Raw genomic sequence first — 21068 nt, forward strand, 5'->3', positions numbered from 1 at the left:
CGAACTTTTCAAGGTTCGCGATATATGCAAATTAAGTAGGAGGGAACCCCATCCATGGCAAAAACGGGAATGTATGTTGGCCTCGATATTGGTACGACATCTGTGAAAGTTGTTGTAGCTGAATACGTTGATAGCCAAATGAACATTATTGGTGTAGGAAATGCAAAATCAGAAGGAATCAACCGCGGAATCATTGTAGACATTGACAAGACGGTTCAAGCCATCCAAAGAGCAGTAAGACAAGCAGAAGAAAAAGCGGGTATCCAAATTCGCAGTGTGAGCGTGGGTGTGCCAGCCAATCTGTTAGAAGTTGAAAATTGCCAAGGGATGATTGCTGTCAACAGCGAATCAAAAGAAATCACAGATGACGACGTGCGTAACGTAGCATCAGCAGCGCTCGTTCGATCTACACCTCCTGAAAGACAGATCATTGCCATTTTACCGCAAGAGTTTACTGTGGATGGCTTTGAAGGGATCAAAGATCCTCGCGGAATGATCGGTGTCCGCTTGGAGATGTTTGGGGTAGTTTATACAGGCCCTAAAACGATTTTGCACAATATTCGCAAATGTGTTGAAAAGTCCGGCTTGATTGTTAACGAACTTGTAATCACACCACTAGCTTTGACTGAATCGATTTTATCAGATGGCGAAAAAGATTTTGGTACGATCGTGATTGATATTGGTGGCGGTCAAACAACAACTTCGGTAATGCATGACAAACAGTTGAAATTCACCCATGTCAATCAAGAAGGTGGAGAATTTGTAACAAAAGACATCTCTACTGTGTTGAATACTTCTTTCAATAATGCAGAAGCGCTAAAAATCAATTATGGTGATGCTTATCCTGAACGTACATCGGCAAGCGAAGAATTCCCAGTGGACGTCATTGGTAAATCTGAACCTGTCAAAATCGATGAACGGTATCTTGCTGAAATCATCGAAGCACGGATGGAGCAAATCTTTAATAAATCAAAAGATGTCTTGAATGAAATCGATGCGTTTGAATTACCAGGCGGAATTATTTTGACTGGCGGAGCTGCTAGCTTACCTGGCGTTGTCGATTTAGCACAGGAAGTCTTCGAAACAAATGTGAAATTATACGTGCCAAACCATATGGGATTGAGAAATCCGGTTTTCACTAATGTGATCAGTATCGTTGATTATTCTGCTAATTTAAGTGAAGTTTATCAGCTTGCTAAAAGCGCGATCACGGGTGAACGTACGACGCAACAACCTGTTGCTGTTCAACAAGAGATTTCTTATGAGCAGTATGAGGCTCCAGAAGAAACTTATGAAGAACCAGAAGAAGAGAAGAAAGGCGAATCGATCACGAATCGTGTAAAAGATTTCTTCTCAAATATCTTTGAATAATCTAAAACGATACTCAGGAGGAAGATAAACTATGGAATTTTCAATTGATAACAATATCAATGATGGCGCTGTAATCAAAGTTATCGGTGTCGGCGGCGGCGGCGGCAATGCTGTCAACCGTATGATCGAAGAAAACGTTAAAGGTGTCGAATTTATCGCTGCCAATACAGATGTGCAAGCATTGAAAAATTCAAAAGCTGAAACAGTGATCCAATTAGGCCCTAAATATACTCGCGGTCTAGGTGCTGGCTCTCAACCTGAAGTTGGAGAAAAAGCAGCAGAAGAAAGTGAAGACGCAATTCGTGATTCCTTGCAAGGCGCTGATATGATCTTTATCACTGCCGGCATGGGTGGAGGTACCGGAACTGGGGCAGCTCCGATCGTTGCAAAACTTGCCAAAGAAATCGGTGCATTGACAGTCGGCGTAGTAACTCGTCCATTCACATTTGAAGGACCAAAACGCGGCCGTTTCGCAGCTGAAGGAATTGCAAAACTAAAAGAAAACGTCGATACATTATTGATCATCTCCAACAACCGTTTATTGGAAGTTGTTGACAAGAAGACACCAATGCTAGAAGCATTCCGTGAAGCAGACAATGTATTGCGTCAAGGGGTACAAGGAATCTCTGATCTGATTACTGCACCAGGCTATGTCAACTTGGACTTTGCTGACGTGAAAACAGTAATGGAAAATCAAGGAACAGCATTGATGGGTATTGGTGTTGCTAGCGGCGAAGAACGTGTCATCGAAGCAACGAAAAAGGCGATCTCTTCTCCATTGCTAGAAACATCTATCGATGGTGCAGAACAAGTCTTACTGAACATCACTGGCGGATTAGACATGACTTTATTTGAAGCACAAGATGCTTCTGATATCGTAGCAAGTGCTGCAACAGGCGACGTAAACATTATTCTAGGAACTTCAATCAATGAAGACTTAGGAGATGAAATCCGCGTGACTGTGATTGCAACAGGTATTGATCCTTCAAAAAAGGAACGCTCTTCTCGTACAAGCAGACAAAGTCAAATCCATTCAATTCCACAAAAACCAACGTTAGATATGGATCAGGCGAAACCTTCACACGTAGAAGATGATCATGGCTTTGGTGATTGGGATATTCGTAAAGAACAAAACGTTCGTCCTAAAGTAGAAGAAAGCCAATTTGAGAATGTTGAAAAAAAAGAATTTGATACATTCAATAGAGATGAAGTAAAAACAAATGACGACGATGAATTAAGTACACCACCATTCTTCCGTCGCAAACGCTAGGAGGCAGAGCACATGATTTCTGAGAACTTGCACAAGATCCAGCAAGAGATCCAGGATTCTTGTGCTCTTGTTTCTAGAAAAGCAAGTGAGGTTCGTCTGGTTGCTGTGACAAAATCTGTCGATAGTGAAAAAACACGGAAGATCATCGAAGCCGGTGTCACTGACTGTGCGGAAAACCGAGTAGAAAAACTCCTGGAAAAAAAGCAGCAACTAGCAGATTTTCCAGAAGTAAACTGGCATTTTATTGGTAATTTGCAACGCAGAAAGGTAAAATCAATTATAAATGAAGTTGATTATTTCCATGCGTTAGATTCGCTGAAATTGGCGCAAGAAATTCAAAAACGAGCAGCAAAAACGATTGCTTGTTTTGTAGAAGTCAATATTTCAGGTGAAGCAAGTAAACAAGGAATTGCACCAGACGACGTTGTTTCATTTATTGAAGAGTTGCAGCCCTTTGATAAAATCAATGTCATCGGCTTGATGACCATGGCACCACTTGCTTCTTCAGAAGCAGAGCAGCTCCATTATTTTCATCAGTTGAAAGAATTACAAGAAAAAATCGCAGCGCTGCACTTGGCACATGCTCCATGTACAGAAACAAGTATGGGAATGAGTAATGATTTTGCCGTTGCGATCCAAGCGGGTGCGACAGTTGTTCGCATCGGCACCGCATTATTTCAGGAGTAAAGGAGGTTGACATATGTCTTTAAAAGAGAAATTGACCAATTTTTTTGGATTGACGGATGAAGAAGATTATTACGAAGAAAGCGTGGTAGCTCAAGAATCTGTGCGATCCCCGCAAAATATCGCCGTCAATCAAGGTAGTTCTTATGTTGCACCACGCACGACTCGTGCTGAAAATCCAACGAATACATTTTCACGAAGCCATATGCCATCACAGCAAGCGCAAGCGCAGCGTTCAACAGCATCAAGTGCGTCCTTTGAAAGACAACAACGCCCTGTCCAAAAGACAGAGGAAAAGGTCGTTTCTATGGCCCAACAACGCAGTAATCCCAAAACAAAAGAAATAAAGTCCAAGGCTGCAGGCAAGATTACTATCGTAGAACCAAGAGTTTATTCAGAAGCGATGGGAATCGCGAAACAAGTGATCAATGGCGATGCAGTACTTGTTAATTTTCATTTAATTGAGGAGTACCAAGCACGGCGAATAGTTGATTTTTTGACGGGAACAGTGTACGCTGTAGATGGCGATATCAAGCGTGTTGGAGATGAAATCTTCTTATGTACGCCAAAAGGAATGGAGATCGAGGGAACTGCTCAAACATTAGCAGATAGTAATTTCTTCGATATCTGAGTCAAGGAGGAAAGCATATTTTAGTCTTTAGGTTATTAAATCTATTCAGTGATGCAGTATATCTCTATACAGTATTATTAGTGATCTATGCCTTGCTTTCTTGGTTTCCGGGAGGATACCAATCAGCATTTGGACGTTTCTTAGCAAAAATCTGTGAACCATATTTAGGTTTGTTTGATCGTCTAAATCTGAGTTTCGCTGGCATCGACTTTACGATTGCATTTGCCATTATCGTTCTGCAGCTAGCAACGCAAGGTCTGTTCGTTCTTCTACAAGCAATCTTATTCTAACGTAAGGGGTGAATATCGGTGAACGCAAATGTCTATCAGCATTTTCGAAGCGATGAGCACCCTTTTATTGATTCTGCGCAAGGCTGGATCGAACAAGTGCAGATGCAATACGCACCCTATTTAACAGATTTTCTTGATCCGCGGCAAGCCTATATTTTAGAAAGTCTGATTCGGCAATCAACCGATTTGAGTTTTCAATTTTTTGGCGGATATGAAGCTGCTGAAAGAAGACGGTGCCTGATCTACCCAGACTATTACCAACCAGCAAGTGAAGAATTTGATTTGGTATTATTCACCATTATCTATCCAAAAAAATTCACGGTTTTAAGTCATGGGAAGGTTTTAGGAACGTTAATGGGCACAGGGGTCAAAAGGGAATACTTTGGTGACATCATTTCTGATGGGGAAAATTGGCAAGTATTTGTGGCAAGCGAAATCAGTCATTTTGTCCAAACACAGGTCGATAAAATCGGGAATGTCTCAGTTCGCCTCGAAGAAACGAAGTACACGGAATTGATCGTACCAAAAGACGGCTGGAGCGAAGAACGAGAAACGGTCAGCTCTCTCCGTTTGGATACTGTCATTTCTGCTGTCTATAATATTTCGCGCCAGCGTTCCAAACAACTCATCGAGTCTGGCAAAGTGAAAGTCAATTGGACAGAAACATTACGTCCGGATTTTATGTTGGATCTACTGGATATCGTATCAATCAGAGGATTTGGGCGTATCCAGATTCAGGGGTTAGAAGGCACGACAAAAAAAGAAAAAGTTAGATTGTTATTAGGTGTATTACGTAAATAAAACAAAGAGGTGTAAACTTATGGCATTAACTCCATTAGATATTCAAAACAAAAGCTTTTCAGTAAAAATGCGCGGTTACAATCAGGATGAAGTCGATGACTTCTTAGATATGATCGTTCGTGATTATGAAGAAGCTGTTCAAAAGAACCGTGAACTAGAAAAATCATTGAAGCATGCAGAAGAAAAACTTGAGTATTTCAATGAATTGAAAGATGCATTGAACCAATCGATTATCGTGGCTCAAGATACCGCAGACAAAGTAAAAACGAGCGCAAGCAAAGAATCTGAAGTGATCGTTACTTCTGCTCAAAACCGTGCAGATGAATTAGTAACGAATGCCGAAAAACGTGCTCATGCATTGACAACAGCTGCAGAAGAAAAAGCCAAAGAAATTCTGACGGATGCAACCAATAATGCGCGTCAATTGGCAACTGAAACCAATGATTTGAAGAAGAAAACGCGCGTTTTCCACAACAATCTTTTGGTTATGCTGCAAACACAATTAGAGCAAGTAAAAAGTCCAGAATGGGAAGAAATTTTGGCGCCGTTTTCTAGCTATGTAAAAGATTCTCATCAAGTAATCAAAGAAGTTTTATCAAAAGAACTTGACAGCGAAAATGATTCTGAAGTAAACTCAGAAGCAGTGGAGAGTCCAGTAGAAATCGTGGAATCCAGTGAGAAAGAAATTGATGTAGAAGAAAATCCAGAAGTGAAAACATTGGATGATGCACGTCAATTACTAGATGAATTAAATAAAACAAATGACTAATATACAGAACAGAAAAATTTCTTATACTTTTAAAGCGAGTCTGGGAGAGTGGAAGCCGGATAAAACCCTGTAAGAAATTAGATCATCTGTTAGTCTTGGTCTTGAACAGTGGTAGAGTCCAACGTTTGATCTCGTTACCGATCAACAAAGAATTGTCACTGACAATAAAATTTGGGTGGTACCACGAACACGTTCGTCCCTTTCCGGGATGGATGTGTTTTTTTTATAGCTTCATAGCCTATGGGCTTATTAGAAGGATTTGGTCGATTCAATGAGTGAATTCACTGAAATTGAGGCAGGATAGACAAAATTGTTTGATCGACATGTGCTTGCACATGCCATAATCATGAGTAATCAGTAAAAGGAGCGAATACAATGAAGATGAAAGAAACATTGCATCTGGGAAAAACGGCTTTTCCGATGCGGGGAAATTTGCCTAATCGCGAAATCGAATGGCAAAAAGATTGGGAAGAACAAAATATCTATCAACAAAGACAAGCACTGAACGAAGGGAAACCAACATTTGTCTTACATGATGGCCCTCCCTATGCGAATGGCAATATCCACATTGGTCATGCATTAAACAAAATCAGTAAAGACATTATTGTACGTTCTAAATCAATGTCAGGATTCCGCTCACCTTATGTACCAGGTTGGGATACGCATGGATTGCCGATCGAACAAGTGCTGACAAACAAGGGCATCAAACGCAAAGAAATGACATTTGCGGAATATCGCAAAAAATGCGAAGAGTATGCTTTGACACAAGTAGATACCCAACGTGAGGACTTTAAACGTTTAGGAATCTCAGGTGATTGGGATCATCCTTACATCACTTTGACACCTGATTACGAAGCTGCTGAAATCCGCGTATTCGGAAAGATGGCAGAAAAAGGCTACATCTATAAAGGATTAAAGCCAATCTACTGGTCACCATCCAGCGAGTCTTCATTGGCAGAAGCAGAGATCGAATACAAAGATGTCAAATCACCTTCGATCTATGTCGCTTTTCCTGTAGCAGATGGAAAAGGAATCCTTGATGAAGATACATCTTTCGTTATTTGGACGACGACACCTTGGACATTACCAGCAAACTTAGGAATTTCAGTAAACCCAACGTTTACTTATGTTCAAATCATGGCAGATGGCCGTAAATTTGTGATCGCCAAAGATTTGTTGGAGACTGTTCAAGCAGCTATTGGATGGGAAAGTGTTGAAATCTTGCAAGAAATTGCTGGAGAAAAACTAGAATACATGACTGGCCAGCATCCTTTCTATGATCGGACTTCATTGGTGATGCTAGGTGACCATGTCACGCTGGAAGCAGGTACTGGATTGGTTCATACTGCTCCTGGGCACGGGGAAGACGACTACATCGTAAGCAAAAAATACAAATTAGATGTCCTATCTCCTGTCGATAGTCGTGGGATGTTTACGGAAGAAGCACCAGGATTTGAAGGAATCTTCTATGATAAAGCGAACCCAATGATCACCGATTTGTTAGCAGAAAAAGGTGCATTATTGAAACTTGATTTCTTTGTCCATAGTTATCCTCATGATTGGCGGACCAAAAAACCTGTTATCTATCGGGCAACACCACAATGGTTTGCTTCAATCGATCAATTCCGTCAAAACATCCTTGATGAAATCGAGAAAGTGGACTGGATCATTCCTTGGGGCAAAACACGCTTGTACAACATGATTCGTGATCGAGGCGATTGGGTCATCTCACGTCAACGTGCCTGGGGGGTACCACTGCCGATTTTCTACGCCGAAAACGGCGAAGCAATCATTACGCCAGAAACGATCGAACATGTTGCAACGCTATTTGAACAACACGGATCAAATATCTGGTTTGAAAAAGAAGCCGAAGAATTATTGCCTGCAGGCTTTACGCATCCGGGTTCACCAAATGGCAAATTCTCTAAAGAAACAGATATCATGGATGTTTGGTTTGATTCTGGTTCTTCTCATGAAGCAGTCTTGCGTCAACGTCCAGAGTTGACTTTCCCAGCTGACATGTATTTGGAAGGTTCAGATCAATACCGTGGATGGTTTAACTCAAGTATCACCACAAGTGTGGCGATCAATGGGGAAGCACCTTACAAATCAGTCTTGTCTCAAGGGTTTACCTTGGATGGTGAAGGCCGGAAGATGAGTAAATCTCTTGGAAATACCATTGCTCCAGAGAAAGTAATCAAACAAATGGGTGCCGATATCCTTCGCCTATGGGTTAGCAGTGTAGATTATGAAGCAGATGTCCGAGTTTCAATGGATATTTTGAATCAAGTCTCCGAGGTTTACCGTAAGATCCGTAATACAATGCGTTTCTTATTAGCCAATACGGCTGATTTCGATCCAAAAACGGATATGGTTTCTTATGAAAACTTACGCTCTGTAGACAAATACATGCTGGTTCGATTAAACGAAACGATCAAAACCATTCGTGAAGATGGGTATGAGAAATACAATTTCTTGCATATCTATAAGACGATCATCAATTTCTTGACTGGCGATCTTTCTGCTTTCTATTTAGACTTTGCGAAAGATGTTGTTTATATCGAAGCGGAAAATGATCCACAACGGCGAGCAATGCAAACTGTCTTTTACCAAACGGCAGTGGCTTTGACAAAATTGTTGACGCCAATCATTCCTCACACAGCCGAAGAAATCTGGTCTCACTTAAAAGAAGAGGAAGCCTATGTTCAACTAGCTGAATTGCCAAGTTATGAATCATTTGCGAATCAAGCTGAGTTGCTTGATATGTGGACGGCATTTCTTTCATTCCGTGACAATGTCCTGAAAGCACTGGAAGAAGCACGGAATGAAAAACTGATTGGTAGGTCATTGGAAGCAAAAGTGACCATCTATCCATCACAACCGCTGGCAGACCTATTAACGGCTGTTGATGCTGATTTGGCCCAATTATTGATCATTTCACCAGACTTCTTCGAAATCAAAGAGGCAGGAAGTGCCGCTCCAGAAGCAGCGCTACAATTTGAAGATGGTGCAATCTTGATCGAAAAAGCCGATGGTGAAGTTTGCGACCGTTGTCGGCAAGTGCGGACAGATGTCGGAGTGGATGAGAAACTGCCAACACTTTGCGGGCGTTGTGCTCATTTGGTGGAAGAATATTATCCAGAAGCCGTTGCTGAAGGCTTTGAGAAATAAAAATTAGCTGAGAAATAAAGGTAAACCCAAAATTATCAGTGTGCCGTTGGACGATCTACTTAGATCGTCCGATGGCACACTTTTTTTGTGATCATTTCATTGTGCTGACTTAGTTATCAGCTTTTGTGTCTTTTTCATCGTTTTCTCCTAGCAATAGCAACTGATGATAAGAAGCATAGAAGTGACAAAAATGCAGCGCTAGGCAATCGTGCTTGCTTTGTCCCAATCGGTTTTACCCGTTCAGCGTTTTTGAGAGGAAGCTAGACCAACTTGCAGAAAAAGATTGCAAGATTTACATAGAAAAGGTAAACTGTTAAAAATCGGAATATTCAGAATATTTAAAGAAAGGATGAGGGGATGAGGGAAAAAGAGACATTAATGTATGATCCTCGTTTTGAAAGTGATGCTTGTGGCATGGGCTTTATCGTACAAAAAGATGGATTATACTCGAGAAAACTGATTGAAAATGCGTTGACGATGTTAGAACGAATGAATCATCGTGGCGGAACAGGAGCCGAACCAGATACAGGGGATGGTGCTGGTGTGTTGATGGCATTACCTGATTCTTTTTTTCAAGCAATTGCTTTAGCGGCAGAGATTGTTTTACCGCCGAAAGGTCACTATGCAGTAGGCATGTTTTTTTTGCCGCAAGAACGAGAATCCGCAGTCAAATTAAGAAAGGCCGTTGCTCAGGATATTCAGCAAATGGGATTTCGGGTGTTGTGGCAGCGGGAAGTTCCCTATGACTATTCGCAATGTGGTCCAGGAGCACAAAAAGTGATGCCTAGTTTTTGTCAATTCTTTATTGAAAAACCTCTCGATGTGACAGTCGGAAGAGATTTTGAGGACCGTTTGTATCATTTGCGGCGACAATTAGAAAAAAACTATGCAGCCAAGGAACTAGCCATCTGCAGTCTTTCTAGCCAAACAATCGTCTATAAAGGCATGTTACATGCTTATCAGGTCGGACTGTTTTATACGGACTTACAAGATCCGCGTATGACTTCCAGTATCGCATTGACTCATTCTCGTTTTTCAACCAATACTTTTCCTAGCTGGAATCGCGCGCAGCCTTTTCGTTTTTTAGCCCATAATGGGGAAATCAATACGTTAAGAGGAGCCGAAAATTGGATGCATAGTCATCAAATCGAAGTCTATGATGAGGAAAATTCGGACTCCGCAAAACTTGAGAATTGCATGGAATTCTTGTATCGCCAAGGGAGAGATTTACCTCAGGCGCTTTTGATGATGGTACCTGAAGCCTGGTCGAAAGAAGCCGGTTTGCCAGAAGAACTAGTTGCTTTTCATGAGTACAATGCTAGTTTTATGGCACCATGGGATGGACCGGCAGCGCTTTGTTTTACGGATGGTGAGCTGGTGGGTGCTGCTTTGGATCGCAATGGGTTGCGGCCTTCCCGTTATTCAATTACGAGGGATGGCTTAGTTGTCGTAGCATCCGAATCAGGGGTGGTTGATCTACCCGCAGCAGAGGTAATTGAAAAAGGGGTTTTAGGTCCAGCCAATATGTTTTTGGTCGATACCAAAAATGGCTTGATTTTGAGAAATAAAGAGATCAAAGAAAAATACGCGCAAGCTCATCCTTATCGCGAATGGTTGACAGAAAATTTGTTAACGATGGATGACTTACCAGAACCCCCTTTTTCTGATGGATTATCGACAGAGACACTACAGCGGTTATGGAAACTTCACGGGTACACCGACGAAGTCATCCGGACACTGCTGATCCCTATGGCTCAAACAGGAGAGGAACCGGTTATCTCCATGGGATTTGATTCACCATTAGCAATCTTAAGTGAACGTCCCCAGTCGCTTTTTACGTACTTTAAGCAACAATTCGCACAGGTAACGAATCCACCAATTGATGCGATTCGCGAAAAGCTAGTGATCGGTACAGAATTATTTCTGGGACGAGATGGCGATGTTACAAAAGATCTTAGCCAAAATTGCCATAAATTAAAAATCGCTAGTCCGATTTTAGCCACAAGCGAGTATCTGAAGATCAAACATCTAAATCAGAAACAACAATCGGCGGCAGTCCTCTCTACTCTTTATTCTGTGACTGGCAATGAGCAACAAACACTGCACCAAGCATTGGATACTCTTTTTAAAGAAAGTGAAGCCAAAATTGATCAAGGGGCTACGATTCTCGTGTTAAGTGATCGCGAACCCATTGCACCACAACTAGGTAAGATGGCAATTCCTGTCTTGTTGGCTGTTTCGGGTTTGCATAATTACTTGGTGCGAAAAGGAAAGCGAGCGCTTGCCTCACTCATTGTTGACACGGCTGAAGTCTGCGAAGTTCATCACTATGCTATGTTAGTTGGCTACGGTGCCAGTGGGATTCATCCTTACGGGGCTTACGAAACGCTGCATTATTATGACATGAGTGATCATGTCGAAAATTATCGACAGGCCTGTGAGAAGGGACTCATAAAGATTATGTCTCGTATGGGAATTTCAACTATTGCCGGTTATCATGGTGCTCAGCTCTTTGAAGCTGTCGGTATCTCACCACAAGTCACTGAGGTTTATTTTACGGGAACTGTTTCTCGGATTGGCGGCCTGTCGTTGAAACAAATCGAACAAGAGTATTTTGAGCGATACGAAGCTGCCTATGGTGAAAAACAACAGGATTATCTAGATTCGGGAGGCAGCTTTCAGTTTAAAGCAGAAGGTGAGCATCACCTTTTTAATCCCAAAACCATCTATCACTTTCAAAAAGCGGTGCGCACAGGAGATTATCAGTTGTACAAGGAGTATGCAGCTGTCATGAATCAAGAGGCTTTAAGCACACCCACGACACTTCGTTCACTATGGGAGTTCACACCTTCGCGTCAGCCAATTCTATTGGAGGAAGTAGAGCCTGCTGTCCAAATCGTCAAACGATTCAAAGTAGGAGCAATGTCTTATGGATCGCTAAGTGAGGAAGCTCATAAATGTATTGCTGAGGCAATGAATGCCATCGGAGCTAAATCAAATAGTGGAGAAGGCGGGGAACATCGCGAGCGTTTCAAAGCGGTCAACGGCAAAAATTACAATAGTCGGATCAAGCAAGTTGCTTCTGGACGTTTTGGAGTTAATGCGGAGTATTTAATGAGTGCCGATGAGTTGCAGATCAAGATGGCTCAAGGAGCGAAGCCAGGTGAAGGCGGTCAACTGCCTGGAAATAAAGTTTTCCCTTGGGTCGCTGAGATTCGCGGATCAACCCCTGGGGTTCGCTTGATTTCACCACCTCCTCATCACGATATTTATTCGATTGAAGATTTGGCACAATTGATCCATGATTTAAAGACCATCAACCCTTATGCGCGAATCAATGTGAAGCTGGTTGCCAGTATGGGTGTTGGAACGATTGCAACCGGTGTTGTCAAGGCAGGTGCTGATGTTGTTGTAATATCAGGCTATGATGGCGGTACTGGTGCTTCTCCCCGCAATTCCATCAGAGATGCGGGCTTGCCTTGGGAAATGGGGTTAGCAGAAGCTCATCAAACATTGGCACTGAATCATCTTCGTCAGCGGATGACCTTAGAAACGGATGGTAAATTGATGACGGGAAGGGATATTGCGATTGCGGCACTTTTAGGTGCTGAAGAGTACAGTTTTGCTTCATTGGCCCTTGTTGCGATCGGCTGTGTGATGATGAGAGTCTGCAGTCTGAATACTTGTCCCGTGGGTATTGCCACCCAAAATCCAGCTTTACGAAAGTTTTTTGCTGGTAAACCGGAACATATTATTCATACTATGTTTTTCTTAGCAGAAGACCTCAGAGAAATCATGGCAGAACTGGGTTTTCGTACCATTGATGAGATGGTGGGGCACACAGAAGTCTTGGTACCTCGTTTCATTGCCAAAGGGAAAGCAAAATCATTGGATTTCGCTCGCATCTTGGGTACGACACTTCCGATTGCACGTAAAGTGACGGATCCTTTTTTGGAGAAACGACAATGGCCAGAATTGGATAGTTTTGCCAAAGCAGCAATTGAAAAACAACATCCTGTTGCTATCAGTCAACCGATCAACAATATTCAACGTTCTGTTGGTGCCCGCATAGGGGGATGGATTGCAGAACGTTTTGGGAACTATGAACTTCCTCCAGGATTGCTGCAATTCAATTATCAAGGAATTGCGGGTCAAAGTTTTGGTGCCTTTGCAACGCAAGGACTTGAGCTGAGATTGGTTGGAGAAGCCAATGATTACGTAGCCAAAGGATTGAGTGGTGGCCGTTTGATCATTGTACCGCCAGCAGATGCTAGTTATGATATTGAACAGTCGCCCATTGTAGGTAATGTGGCTTGCTTTGGGGCAAATCGAGGAGAAGGATATTTCAGAGGTCTGGCAGGAGAACGTTTCTGTGTTCGAAATAGCGGAGCTAAAGTGGTTGTAGAAGGAATCGGCGATCATGGCTGCGAGTATATGACTGGAGGTGTCGCTGTTATTCTAGGCAAGACGGGCCGCAATTTTGCTGCTGGCATGTCTGGAGGTGTCGCCTATGTGTACGATCCGGAGCAAGCGTTTGCTGCTCAATGCAATTTAGAAATGGTGGAATTGTTTAAGGTAGATGAGAGCGGGGATGATGCGGTATTGAAAGAATTGATCGAGAACCATTTTGCCTATACAGATTCCTTAAAAGCAGCCGAGATTCTAAGCGATTGGCTCTATCATAAGCAGTTGTTCATCAAAGTTTATCCTAAGGAATATCATCAAATGGTGGAAGCGACTCATCAATTGGCGCAACAAGGTCTCTCAGGAGATGAACTGATCGCTAAAGCTTTTGAGTCAGTTGTCGGTCCTCAGATGACGATCCCAGGAAAGGAGCATGACTAGTATGGCAGATCCTTTTGGTTTCTTAAAATACCCTCGAAAAGAAAATCCGTATCGTCCGGTAGCAGAGCGGATCACTGATTGGCAAGAACTGCAAGAACCATTGCCAGCAAGTGAGCGGCAAGAACAAGCAGCAAGATGTATGAATTGTGGCATTCCTTTTTGTCATACCGGTTCTTTCTATGGTGGGCAACGGACAGTATCTGGATGCCCCAACGATAATTTGATTCCTGAATGGAATGATCTTGTTTATCAAGGCAGGTTTCAAGCGGCTTTTGAACGGTTAGCGAAAACGAATCCATTACCTGAAATGACCGGACGGGTTTGTCCAGCTCCTTGTGAGAAAGGCTGCACGGAGGCACTAAATGGGAGCGGGGTCACGATTCATGACAATGAGCGTTTCATTATCGACACTGCATTTGAGAATGATTGGGTCCGAGCATCGGGAGAACCGCAAGCAGCAACTGGTTTCAAAATCGCCATCATTGGCAGTGGACCAGCTGGTCTATCCGCTGCTTGGCGCTTGAATCAGTTAGGTCATCAAGTGACGGTTTATGAACGCAGTGATCGTTGCGGGGGGTTGCTGATGTATGGTATCCCTAATATGAAACTAGATAAAACAGTGGTTCAGCGCAGAATCGATTTGATGGCAGAACTAGGCGTGACGTTCCTAACGAATGTCGAAGTCGGCCGCGACATTTCTGCTGAAGAATTAGAAGCTGCTTATGATCGTGTTATTATTTCTACTGGCGCCAGTGTTCCGCGGGATTTAAAGATCCCAGGAAGGTCTTTGACTGGGATTCAGTTTGCTGTTGATTATTTGACAGCAGCAACCAAAGAGGTATTGAACCATGGAAAAGCTGCGAATGAATCCTTGGCAGGCAAACACGTGGTCGTGATCGGCGGTGGAGATACCGGAAATGATTGCTTAGGGACTGCGATGCGCCAAGGGGCTGCTTCTGTTCGTCAGTTGGAAATCACGCCACAGCTTCCACCACAGCGTTTAGCTGGAAATCCATGGCCTGAATACCCAATGACAGCTAAAATCGGGTATGGTCAGGAAGAAGTTGCTGCGGTTCTACAGGAACATACGTATCACAGCATTTCGACGACTGCTTTTGTAGGAGCGGAACGGGGACAGGTGATTGGGATCGAAACAGTCAAAGTAGATGAGATTTTTCAGCCAATCTCTGGTACAGAGCAAGTGATGAAAGCCGATTTAGTTTTGTTGGCAATGGGCTTCTTAGGTCCAGAAACACACTTGTTAGACACCTTCAATGTCCGTGAAATCTATGATGATTATACAACCAATAATGAACGGGTTTTGGTAGCTGGTGATGCAAAAAGAGGTCCTAGCTTAGTGATTTGGGCAATTCGAGAGGGGCGGCTCGCTGCGGAGAAAGTCGATCAATCGCTGAGGGCCTTGATTTATCAACAAATTTAGCAAAAACAACGGGAAAAATGCGACAGATAAGACAAATAAACCGAAGGCTATCTCTGAAAAGCGATGCGCAATCTTGCGCGAAGGAAGAATCGTCCAAGAAGCTTAGCAGGTATCCTTCGGTTTTGTTGAATCTTTCGTCACATAGCAGATACTTTGTACTGTGCCCGCGGTCCGCCGATATATTTGGGGCGTGAGCCTAATGCAGTCACATGAGCTGCACCTAACGTTTTGATACTTGGCCGAATAGGGATCTGTACGTGTTTGACATGCATGCCGATGGCAGTATCACCAATATCGATGCCAGCTTTCGCAACGATATGCTCCACTTCAACGGGATCATCAAACAAGCGAAATGCCGCTACAGAACAAGCACCTCCCGCATGAAGTGCAGGGACAACTGCCACTTCTTCTAATTGATAATACTGAGCAGTGCTACGCTCTACAGCTAATGCACGGTTCAAGTGTTCGCATCCTTGAACCGCTAAGCGAATGCCAAGCGGATCCAACACCTCTTTAATGGTCTTAATAATGATGTAGCCTACTTCTTCGCTGGAGTTTTTGCCGATCATCCCGCCAACGACTTCGCTAGTAGAACAGCCTAAAACAAATAAATCATTTTGCGTTAAGTGTGCTGCGTCAATTACTTCAGTTGTGATGGTTACTAAGTCATTTTTAAGTTGATGAAAATCATTCATTGGAATCTTACCTCTCATTCAAAGAAAATTTTTGCGTTCGTTTTAAATAATTGACAAGCGGAAATGCTACCAATATACCAAAAACATTTTGAAGGCTATTGCTGAGAATCGAAGCAATGCCTGCTCCAAAGCTAAACATGATGGTCGTTGCTGCGGCATAGCCTAAAATCATCGTCACGCTTCCCAAACAAAGTGCCAGCAGGGGATAGTGACGAAAACGACCAGTAAGGTAGCCTTGGCAGCCATGGATCAAAATAGAAAACAATGCCCATTCTGGATAACCGGACAAAAAGTCGATCATTCCGCCGCTCAAGCTGCCGACGATCGCACCTGAAGGACCGCCTAATAAAAGAGCCGTGGTATAGATGCCGGCTTCGCAAAGGGTCACGACACCTTTTGTCTGAGGAACTGGCAGGACAAATAATAAAGAAAGAGCGGTAGTCAGTGCTGTCAGCATAGCTAACGTTGTTAGTTTCTTGGTAGACATGAGGTAACTCCTTTCCTAAAATAAGCAAGTTGATCGACATTTCCTAAAGATTCTGTCAGCTGTAGCCCATTTTCAATGCCGGCAAAAACAAAGTCTTTGGCTTGCTGTACAGCATCTGTCATTGAGCGGTCAGTAGCCAAGAGCGCAGCGATGGCAGCGGATAACGTACAACCGGCGCCGTTCGTTGTCTGTTTGGGTGATTTTGGTGTCTCAAAAAAGAAAAAGTCATCCCCATCGTAGAGCAGGTCGCAGGCTTGCTGCCCGTTCAGACGAGCGCCACCTTTGATCAACACAAAAGCAGCCCCCAGTGCTTTGATTTTTTTGGCAGCTATCTTCATTTGTTCCCGAGTAGTAATGGCTTGATTTGCGAAATATTCTGCTTCAACCAAATTGGGAGTAACGATAGTGGCTAAGGAAAATAAGGATTGCAGGGCGTGTTGATACTCTTGATTGGATTTTGTCTGTCCTTCTTTAAAAGCTAAGACTGGATCTAAGATGATCGGGCAGTCTTGGGTCACTAGGAAATTTTTCACTAATTCGATCGTTTCCAGTGTATGTAATAGGCCGATTTTGATGGCTGCTAAACGGGTGAAAGCTGTAACTGAAGCTAATTGGTCCTTCAGCGTTGCAGGAGGGATATCATAAATGGTGATTTCCTCATTGATGGCTGCGACACAAGTGAGCACCATGTGACCAAAGGTATTGAATTCTTCAAAGGTCTTGATATCTGCAGTGGCACCACCACCTGCTAAGCTGTCTAAGCCAGCAATGGTCAATACTTGTTTCATTGATTCACATCCTTTAGTCTTTCGTTTTATTATAGCGAATGGAGCAAAAATAAAAACAGCCAATTGGCTGTTTTTTTACCCATCCAATTGGCTGATGCTTATTGATTATTTAGTAAGTTTCGTTCACGATACCATTCATCTGGTTTCCAAATCCATTCAAAGCCATCAGCTGCTAATAGATCATAGGCGGCTTTTGGTCCCATGGTCCCTGCTGAATAGTTCGGAAAATCAGGTGTTTCTTTATCCCAAGCATGTCGGATGACATCGACGATGCGCCATGATTGAGCAACTTCGTCCCAATGAGTAAAGTTGGTGCCGTCCCCATTCAAAGCATCTAAGAGCAATTTTTCATAGGCTTCTGGCGTATTATCTACGATTTCAGTACTATTGCGGTAATCTAGTTTAACAGGAAGGGTGTCGAATCCTTGACCGATTTCTTTGCCATTTAGAGAAAGTGAAAAGCCTTCCGTCGGTTGAATGTAAATCGTCAAGACATTAGGTGCTAATTTCTTCTTGCTTTCGCAATCAGTCACATCTTTCTTGAAAACATTCACTGGAACTTGCTTGAAAACGATATTGATACGGGTGCCTTTCTCTGTTAAACGTTTCCCTGTGCGTACATAAAAAGGGACTCCTGACCAGCGGAAGTTGTCGATCAAAAACTTGCCTGCGACAAATGTTTCGGTGGCAGAATCTTCCGCAACATTCATTTCTTCACGATACCCAGCAAACTGCTGATCCTCTAATTGCCCGTGAGCATACTGTCCGCGGACAAAATTGGTTTTGACTTCTTCTTCTGAATAAATGCGAATCGCATTCAATGCTTTGATTTTTTCTGTACGGAGTTCTTTTTCTGAGAAAGCGACTGGTGGTTCCATAGCTAGCAAAGAGAGAATCTGCAAGATGTGGTTTTGGACCATATCCTTTAAGGCACCACTCTTATCATAATAGCCGCCGCGTTCTTCAACGCCGAGATCTTCAGCGATATTGATTTGAACATTGTCGATATAGCGGTTGTTCCATTGCGATTCAAAAATATTATTGGCAAAACGGATTGCAGAAATATTTTGGATCATTTCTTTTCCTAGATAGTGATCGATTCGATAGATCTCTTGCTCACTGAAAACTTGATTGATTTCTTCGTTCAATTGTTTCGCAGAGGCATAGTCACTTCCGAAAGGTTTTTCAATCACCACACGATGGTAGCCTTCGGTTTCAAGCATGCCTTGTGATTTTAAATGTGAGACGATGGTACCAAAGAAGTTTGGAGACATTGCCAGATAAAACAGTTGGTTTCCTTCAAGCTGATACTTCTGATCTAGAGAATCTGCCAGCTCTTTCAATGAGTCATAGTGAGTGGTATCTGTTACATCATGAGACTGATAATAAAAATGTGAAGCGAAAGTCTCAGCTTGTTCTTTTGACTCGATCAAATCTTCGATCGTTCCCATAACAACTTCACGGTAATGTTCATCTGACCAAGGACGGCGAGCCGTACCGATTACAGCAAAATCTTCTTTAAGATCGCCTTTTTTATACAAACGGAAGAGGGAAGGGTAAAGTTTGCGTTGTGCAAGGTCACCGGTTCCGCCAAAAATAGTAAAAAGCACCTTTTTTTCCATCGTTTTCACTCCTTACAATTTATCTACAAAAATCGTACTAGCTGCTTTATAACTGACAGCAATTTCTTTATCCGCATTTTTAATGGTGATCGGTCCTTCGTAGGCAGCCGTATCAACGATCTCAAACTCTTCATGAATGTTCAGGTCGATGGCTACCAGATAGTCCAACAATTCCCGTTCATCCAACACGCGAGCAATTCGGATCTTTGTCCCGACAGGGTAAGCACTCATCGTCGTTTTTTCTCCTTCGTGGACGGGTTGTCCCTGTTCGGGGATCATTCCGCCGTGAGGACAAAACTTAGGATGTCCTAGATAGGCTTCTAAATGATCAGCCAATGTCCCTGATGTGACATGTTCAAGTACCTCCGCATCATCGTGGACTTCATTCCAAGAATAATTCAAATGCTCCACTAAAAATACTTCCCATAAACGATGTTTACGAATGAGAGCACTTGCCGAAGCTAGTCCGCTTTCGGTCAATTGGACGCCTTGATAAGGAGAGTGTTCCACTAAGCCTTCTTTTAAAAGCTTAGAAATCATCTCGCTTACTGAAGCAGCAGACACATCCAGACCAGAAACGATTTGTTTGTTGTTGATTTTCTTCTGATCACCGCCCAATTCCAAGATGAGCTTCAAATAATCTTCGCGGTTTGGTGTCATGGTATTCATCCTCTCTTATCAAAGACTATCAAACTAAATTCTATCAAAAAAAGCCACAGATTACTACGGAAAAAACCGTGGGAAGAAGAAGGTTTTTTATAAACCGCTTTACTTTATTCGCTTATTCTGACAGTCAGTTTTTTTAAGAAGAAGAAAACTGAGAGAATGATTCATCCTCTCAGTCTTTTTAGTGTGTATTAAGCCCAATCGCCATTTCTGAATACTGGGACTGTTGTGCCATCTTCTTTGATTCCATCGATGGACATTTGGGCAGATCCTACCATAAAGTCAACGTGTGTTTGGCTGCGGTTGAGACCAGCAGCGGCCAATTCTTCTTCGCTCATTTCTGTTCCGCCTTGTAAGCTGAATGCATAAGCCGAACCAAGAGCTAAGTGGTTTGAAGCATTTTCATCAAAAAGGGTGTTGAAGAAAATGATTCCGGATTGTGAGATTGGTGAAGGATCAGGAACAAGGGCCACTTCGCCTAAATGTTTTGCGCCTTCATCAATGGCTAATAATTTTGCTAAAACTTCTTCTCCTTGTTCTGCAGAGAAATCAACCACTTTCCCATCTTTAAAGGTGAACTTCATCCCAGAGATGATCGTTCCCGCATAGCTTAATGGTTTCGTACTTGAAATATAGCCATCGATGCGGCGGCTATCAGGAGCGGTAAAGACCTCTTCTGTTGGCATGTTTGCCATAAACTTTTCGCCACGGGCATTGAAGCTGCCGGCACCTTCCCATAAATGGTTCTTTGGCAAGCCGATAATAATGTCTGTGCCTGGGGCAGTATAATGCAACGCTGTGAATTGTTCTTCGTTGAGTTCATTGGCTTTTTCTTGCAACGTTTTATCATGATTCTTCCAAGCTGCCACAGGGTCTTCTTCATAGATGCGCGTTGTTTTGAAAATTTGATCCCAAAGCAAGTCTTGCGCTTCTTCTGGTGTTGCATCAGGGAAGACTTTTTGTGCCCAATCTTGACCAGCGGCTGCCACAACCGTCCAGCTCACTTTGTTGGCTTGGGTTGCTTTTCGCAAGTTAATCATGGCTTTCCCCGAGGCGGCTTGATAAGTCGCTACGCGGTCTGAATCTACACCTGCTAATGCATCGGGATTGGCTGAAACCACACTGATACGGCTCGCACCTTTTGCTACCCAATCGTCTGTTTGATCGATTTTGTATTGGGGAATCGTTTCCAAGCGATCGCTGTCGGCGTGGGCAAGAAATTCTTTTTGAACGACATCATCTGTCCATTGAACGATGACTTCTGCTGCCCCTAATGCATAGGCTTTTTTTGTCAAAAGGCGAGCCAAAGGTGCTTGATCAACAGAGATTTGGATGACGATCGTATGGCCTTTTTGAACATTGACGCCAACTTCTGTGATTAGTTGGGCATATTTCTCAAGATTTTGATTAAAATTTGGTAAAACCATTAAAATTCCTCCTAATTTTTCTAACTATAACTTTCTCTATGATAGCACTATCTTTTTTTGAAAACAAATGAAATCGAAGTCAAAAAAACAGATTTTTTCATGCTGAATTG

The 21068-nt window shown here is 42.8% G+C and carries 16 protein-coding genes; 10 read left to right on the forward strand and 6 right to left on the reverse strand.

Going from position 1 to position 21068, the window contains the following annotated elements; genetic code table 11:
- Positions 1–54: 54 nt before the first annotated feature.
- From ftsA to AB5Z52_RS03335, 10 genes are all read left to right on the forward strand, one after another.
- A complete protein-coding gene (gene ftsA, locus AB5Z52_RS03290) occupies positions 55–1371 on the forward strand; it encodes a cell division protein FtsA (RefSeq protein WP_003127640.1) in 1317 nt (438 codons plus the stop codon).
- 31 nt (positions 1372–1402) lie between these two features.
- Complete coding sequence (gene ftsZ, locus AB5Z52_RS03295; protein WP_003127641.1) at positions 1403–2641, forward strand: cell division protein FtsZ; 1239 nt, start codon at positions 1403–1405, stop codon at positions 2639–2641.
- A gap of 12 nt (positions 2642–2653) precedes the next feature.
- Entirely contained in the window at positions 2654–3328 is a 675-nt protein-coding gene (locus tag AB5Z52_RS03300) for a YggS family pyridoxal phosphate-dependent enzyme (RefSeq protein ID WP_138371645.1), read from the forward strand.
- 13 nt (positions 3329–3341) lie between these two features.
- Positions 3342–3956, forward strand: a complete 615-nt coding sequence (locus AB5Z52_RS03305) for a cell division protein SepF (protein WP_288551584.1) — start codon at positions 3342–3344, stop codon at positions 3954–3956.
- A 17-nt stretch (positions 3957–3973) separates the two neighbouring features.
- Positions 3974–4246 carry a YggT family protein gene (locus AB5Z52_RS03310; protein WP_029487179.1) on the forward strand — a complete coding sequence of 91 codons (273 nt, stop codon included), beginning with the start codon at positions 3974–3976 and terminating at the stop codon, positions 4244–4246.
- Positions 4247–4264: 18 nt separating this feature from the next.
- A complete protein-coding gene (locus AB5Z52_RS03315; protein WP_003127645.1) occupies positions 4265–5047 on the forward strand; it encodes an RNA-binding protein in 783 nt (260 codons plus the stop codon).
- A 19-nt stretch (positions 5048–5066) separates the two neighbouring features.
- Entirely contained in the window at positions 5067–5816 is a 750-nt protein-coding gene (locus tag AB5Z52_RS03320) for a DivIVA domain-containing protein (protein WP_003127647.1), read from the forward strand.
- A gap of 375 nt (positions 5817–6191) precedes the next feature.
- Positions 6192–8987 (forward strand): isoleucine--tRNA ligase, encoded by a 2796-nt coding sequence (gene ileS / locus AB5Z52_RS03325; RefSeq protein WP_288551583.1) that lies wholly within the window; start codon positions 6192–6194, stop codon positions 8985–8987.
- 357 nt (positions 8988–9344) lie between these two features.
- Positions 9345–13832: a glutamate synthase large subunit gene (gene gltB, locus AB5Z52_RS03330; RefSeq protein ID WP_288551582.1), complete on the forward strand. Its 4488-nt coding sequence runs from the start codon at positions 9345–9347 to the stop codon at positions 13830–13832.
- A 1-nt stretch (position 13833) separates the two neighbouring features.
- The gene (locus AB5Z52_RS03335) at positions 13834–15273 is read left to right on the forward strand and encodes a glutamate synthase subunit beta (protein ID WP_288551581.1); all 1440 of its coding nucleotides are present in this window, start codon (positions 13834–13836) and stop codon (positions 15271–15273) included.
- 137 nt (positions 15274–15410) lie between these two features.
- Here the strand turns inward: AB5Z52_RS03335 and AB5Z52_RS03340 are convergent, their stop codons facing one another.
- From AB5Z52_RS03340 to AB5Z52_RS03365, 6 genes are all read right to left on the reverse strand, one after another.
- Positions 15411–15974, reverse strand: coding sequence for a TIGR01440 family protein (locus tag AB5Z52_RS03340; RefSeq protein WP_029487175.1), 564 nt, complete (start codon positions 15972–15974; stop codon positions 15411–15413).
- A 1-nt stretch (position 15975) separates the two neighbouring features.
- Complete coding sequence (locus tag AB5Z52_RS03345) at positions 15976–16455, reverse strand: ECF transporter S component (protein WP_288551580.1); 480 nt, start codon at positions 16453–16455, stop codon at positions 15976–15978.
- A complete protein-coding gene (locus AB5Z52_RS03350; protein ID WP_288551579.1) occupies positions 16437–17243 on the reverse strand; it encodes a bifunctional hydroxymethylpyrimidine kinase/phosphomethylpyrimidine kinase in 807 nt (268 codons plus the stop codon). Before AB5Z52_RS03350 ends, AB5Z52_RS03345 begins: the two co-directional genes overlap by 19 nt.
- Before the next feature lie 98 nt (positions 17244–17341).
- Entirely contained in the window at positions 17342–18865 is a 1524-nt protein-coding gene (gene zwf / locus AB5Z52_RS03355; RefSeq protein ID WP_288551578.1) for a glucose-6-phosphate dehydrogenase, read from the reverse strand.
- A gap of 12 nt (positions 18866–18877) precedes the next feature.
- The gene (locus AB5Z52_RS03360; RefSeq protein WP_288551577.1) at positions 18878–19525 is read right to left on the reverse strand and encodes a metal-dependent transcriptional regulator; all 648 of its coding nucleotides are present in this window, start codon (positions 19523–19525) and stop codon (positions 18878–18880) included.
- Positions 19526–19722: 197 nt separating this feature from the next.
- Complete coding sequence (locus AB5Z52_RS03365; protein ID WP_288551576.1) at positions 19723–20958, reverse strand: aminopeptidase; 1236 nt, start codon at positions 20956–20958, stop codon at positions 19723–19725.
- Positions 20959–21068 lie beyond the last annotated feature (110 nt).

Source organism: Enterococcus sp. RTP21361st1_A6_RTP21361_211029, from assembly GCF_040910045.1.
GTDB lineage: Bacteria > Bacillota > Bacilli > Lactobacillales > Enterococcaceae > Enterococcus_D > Enterococcus_D gallinarum.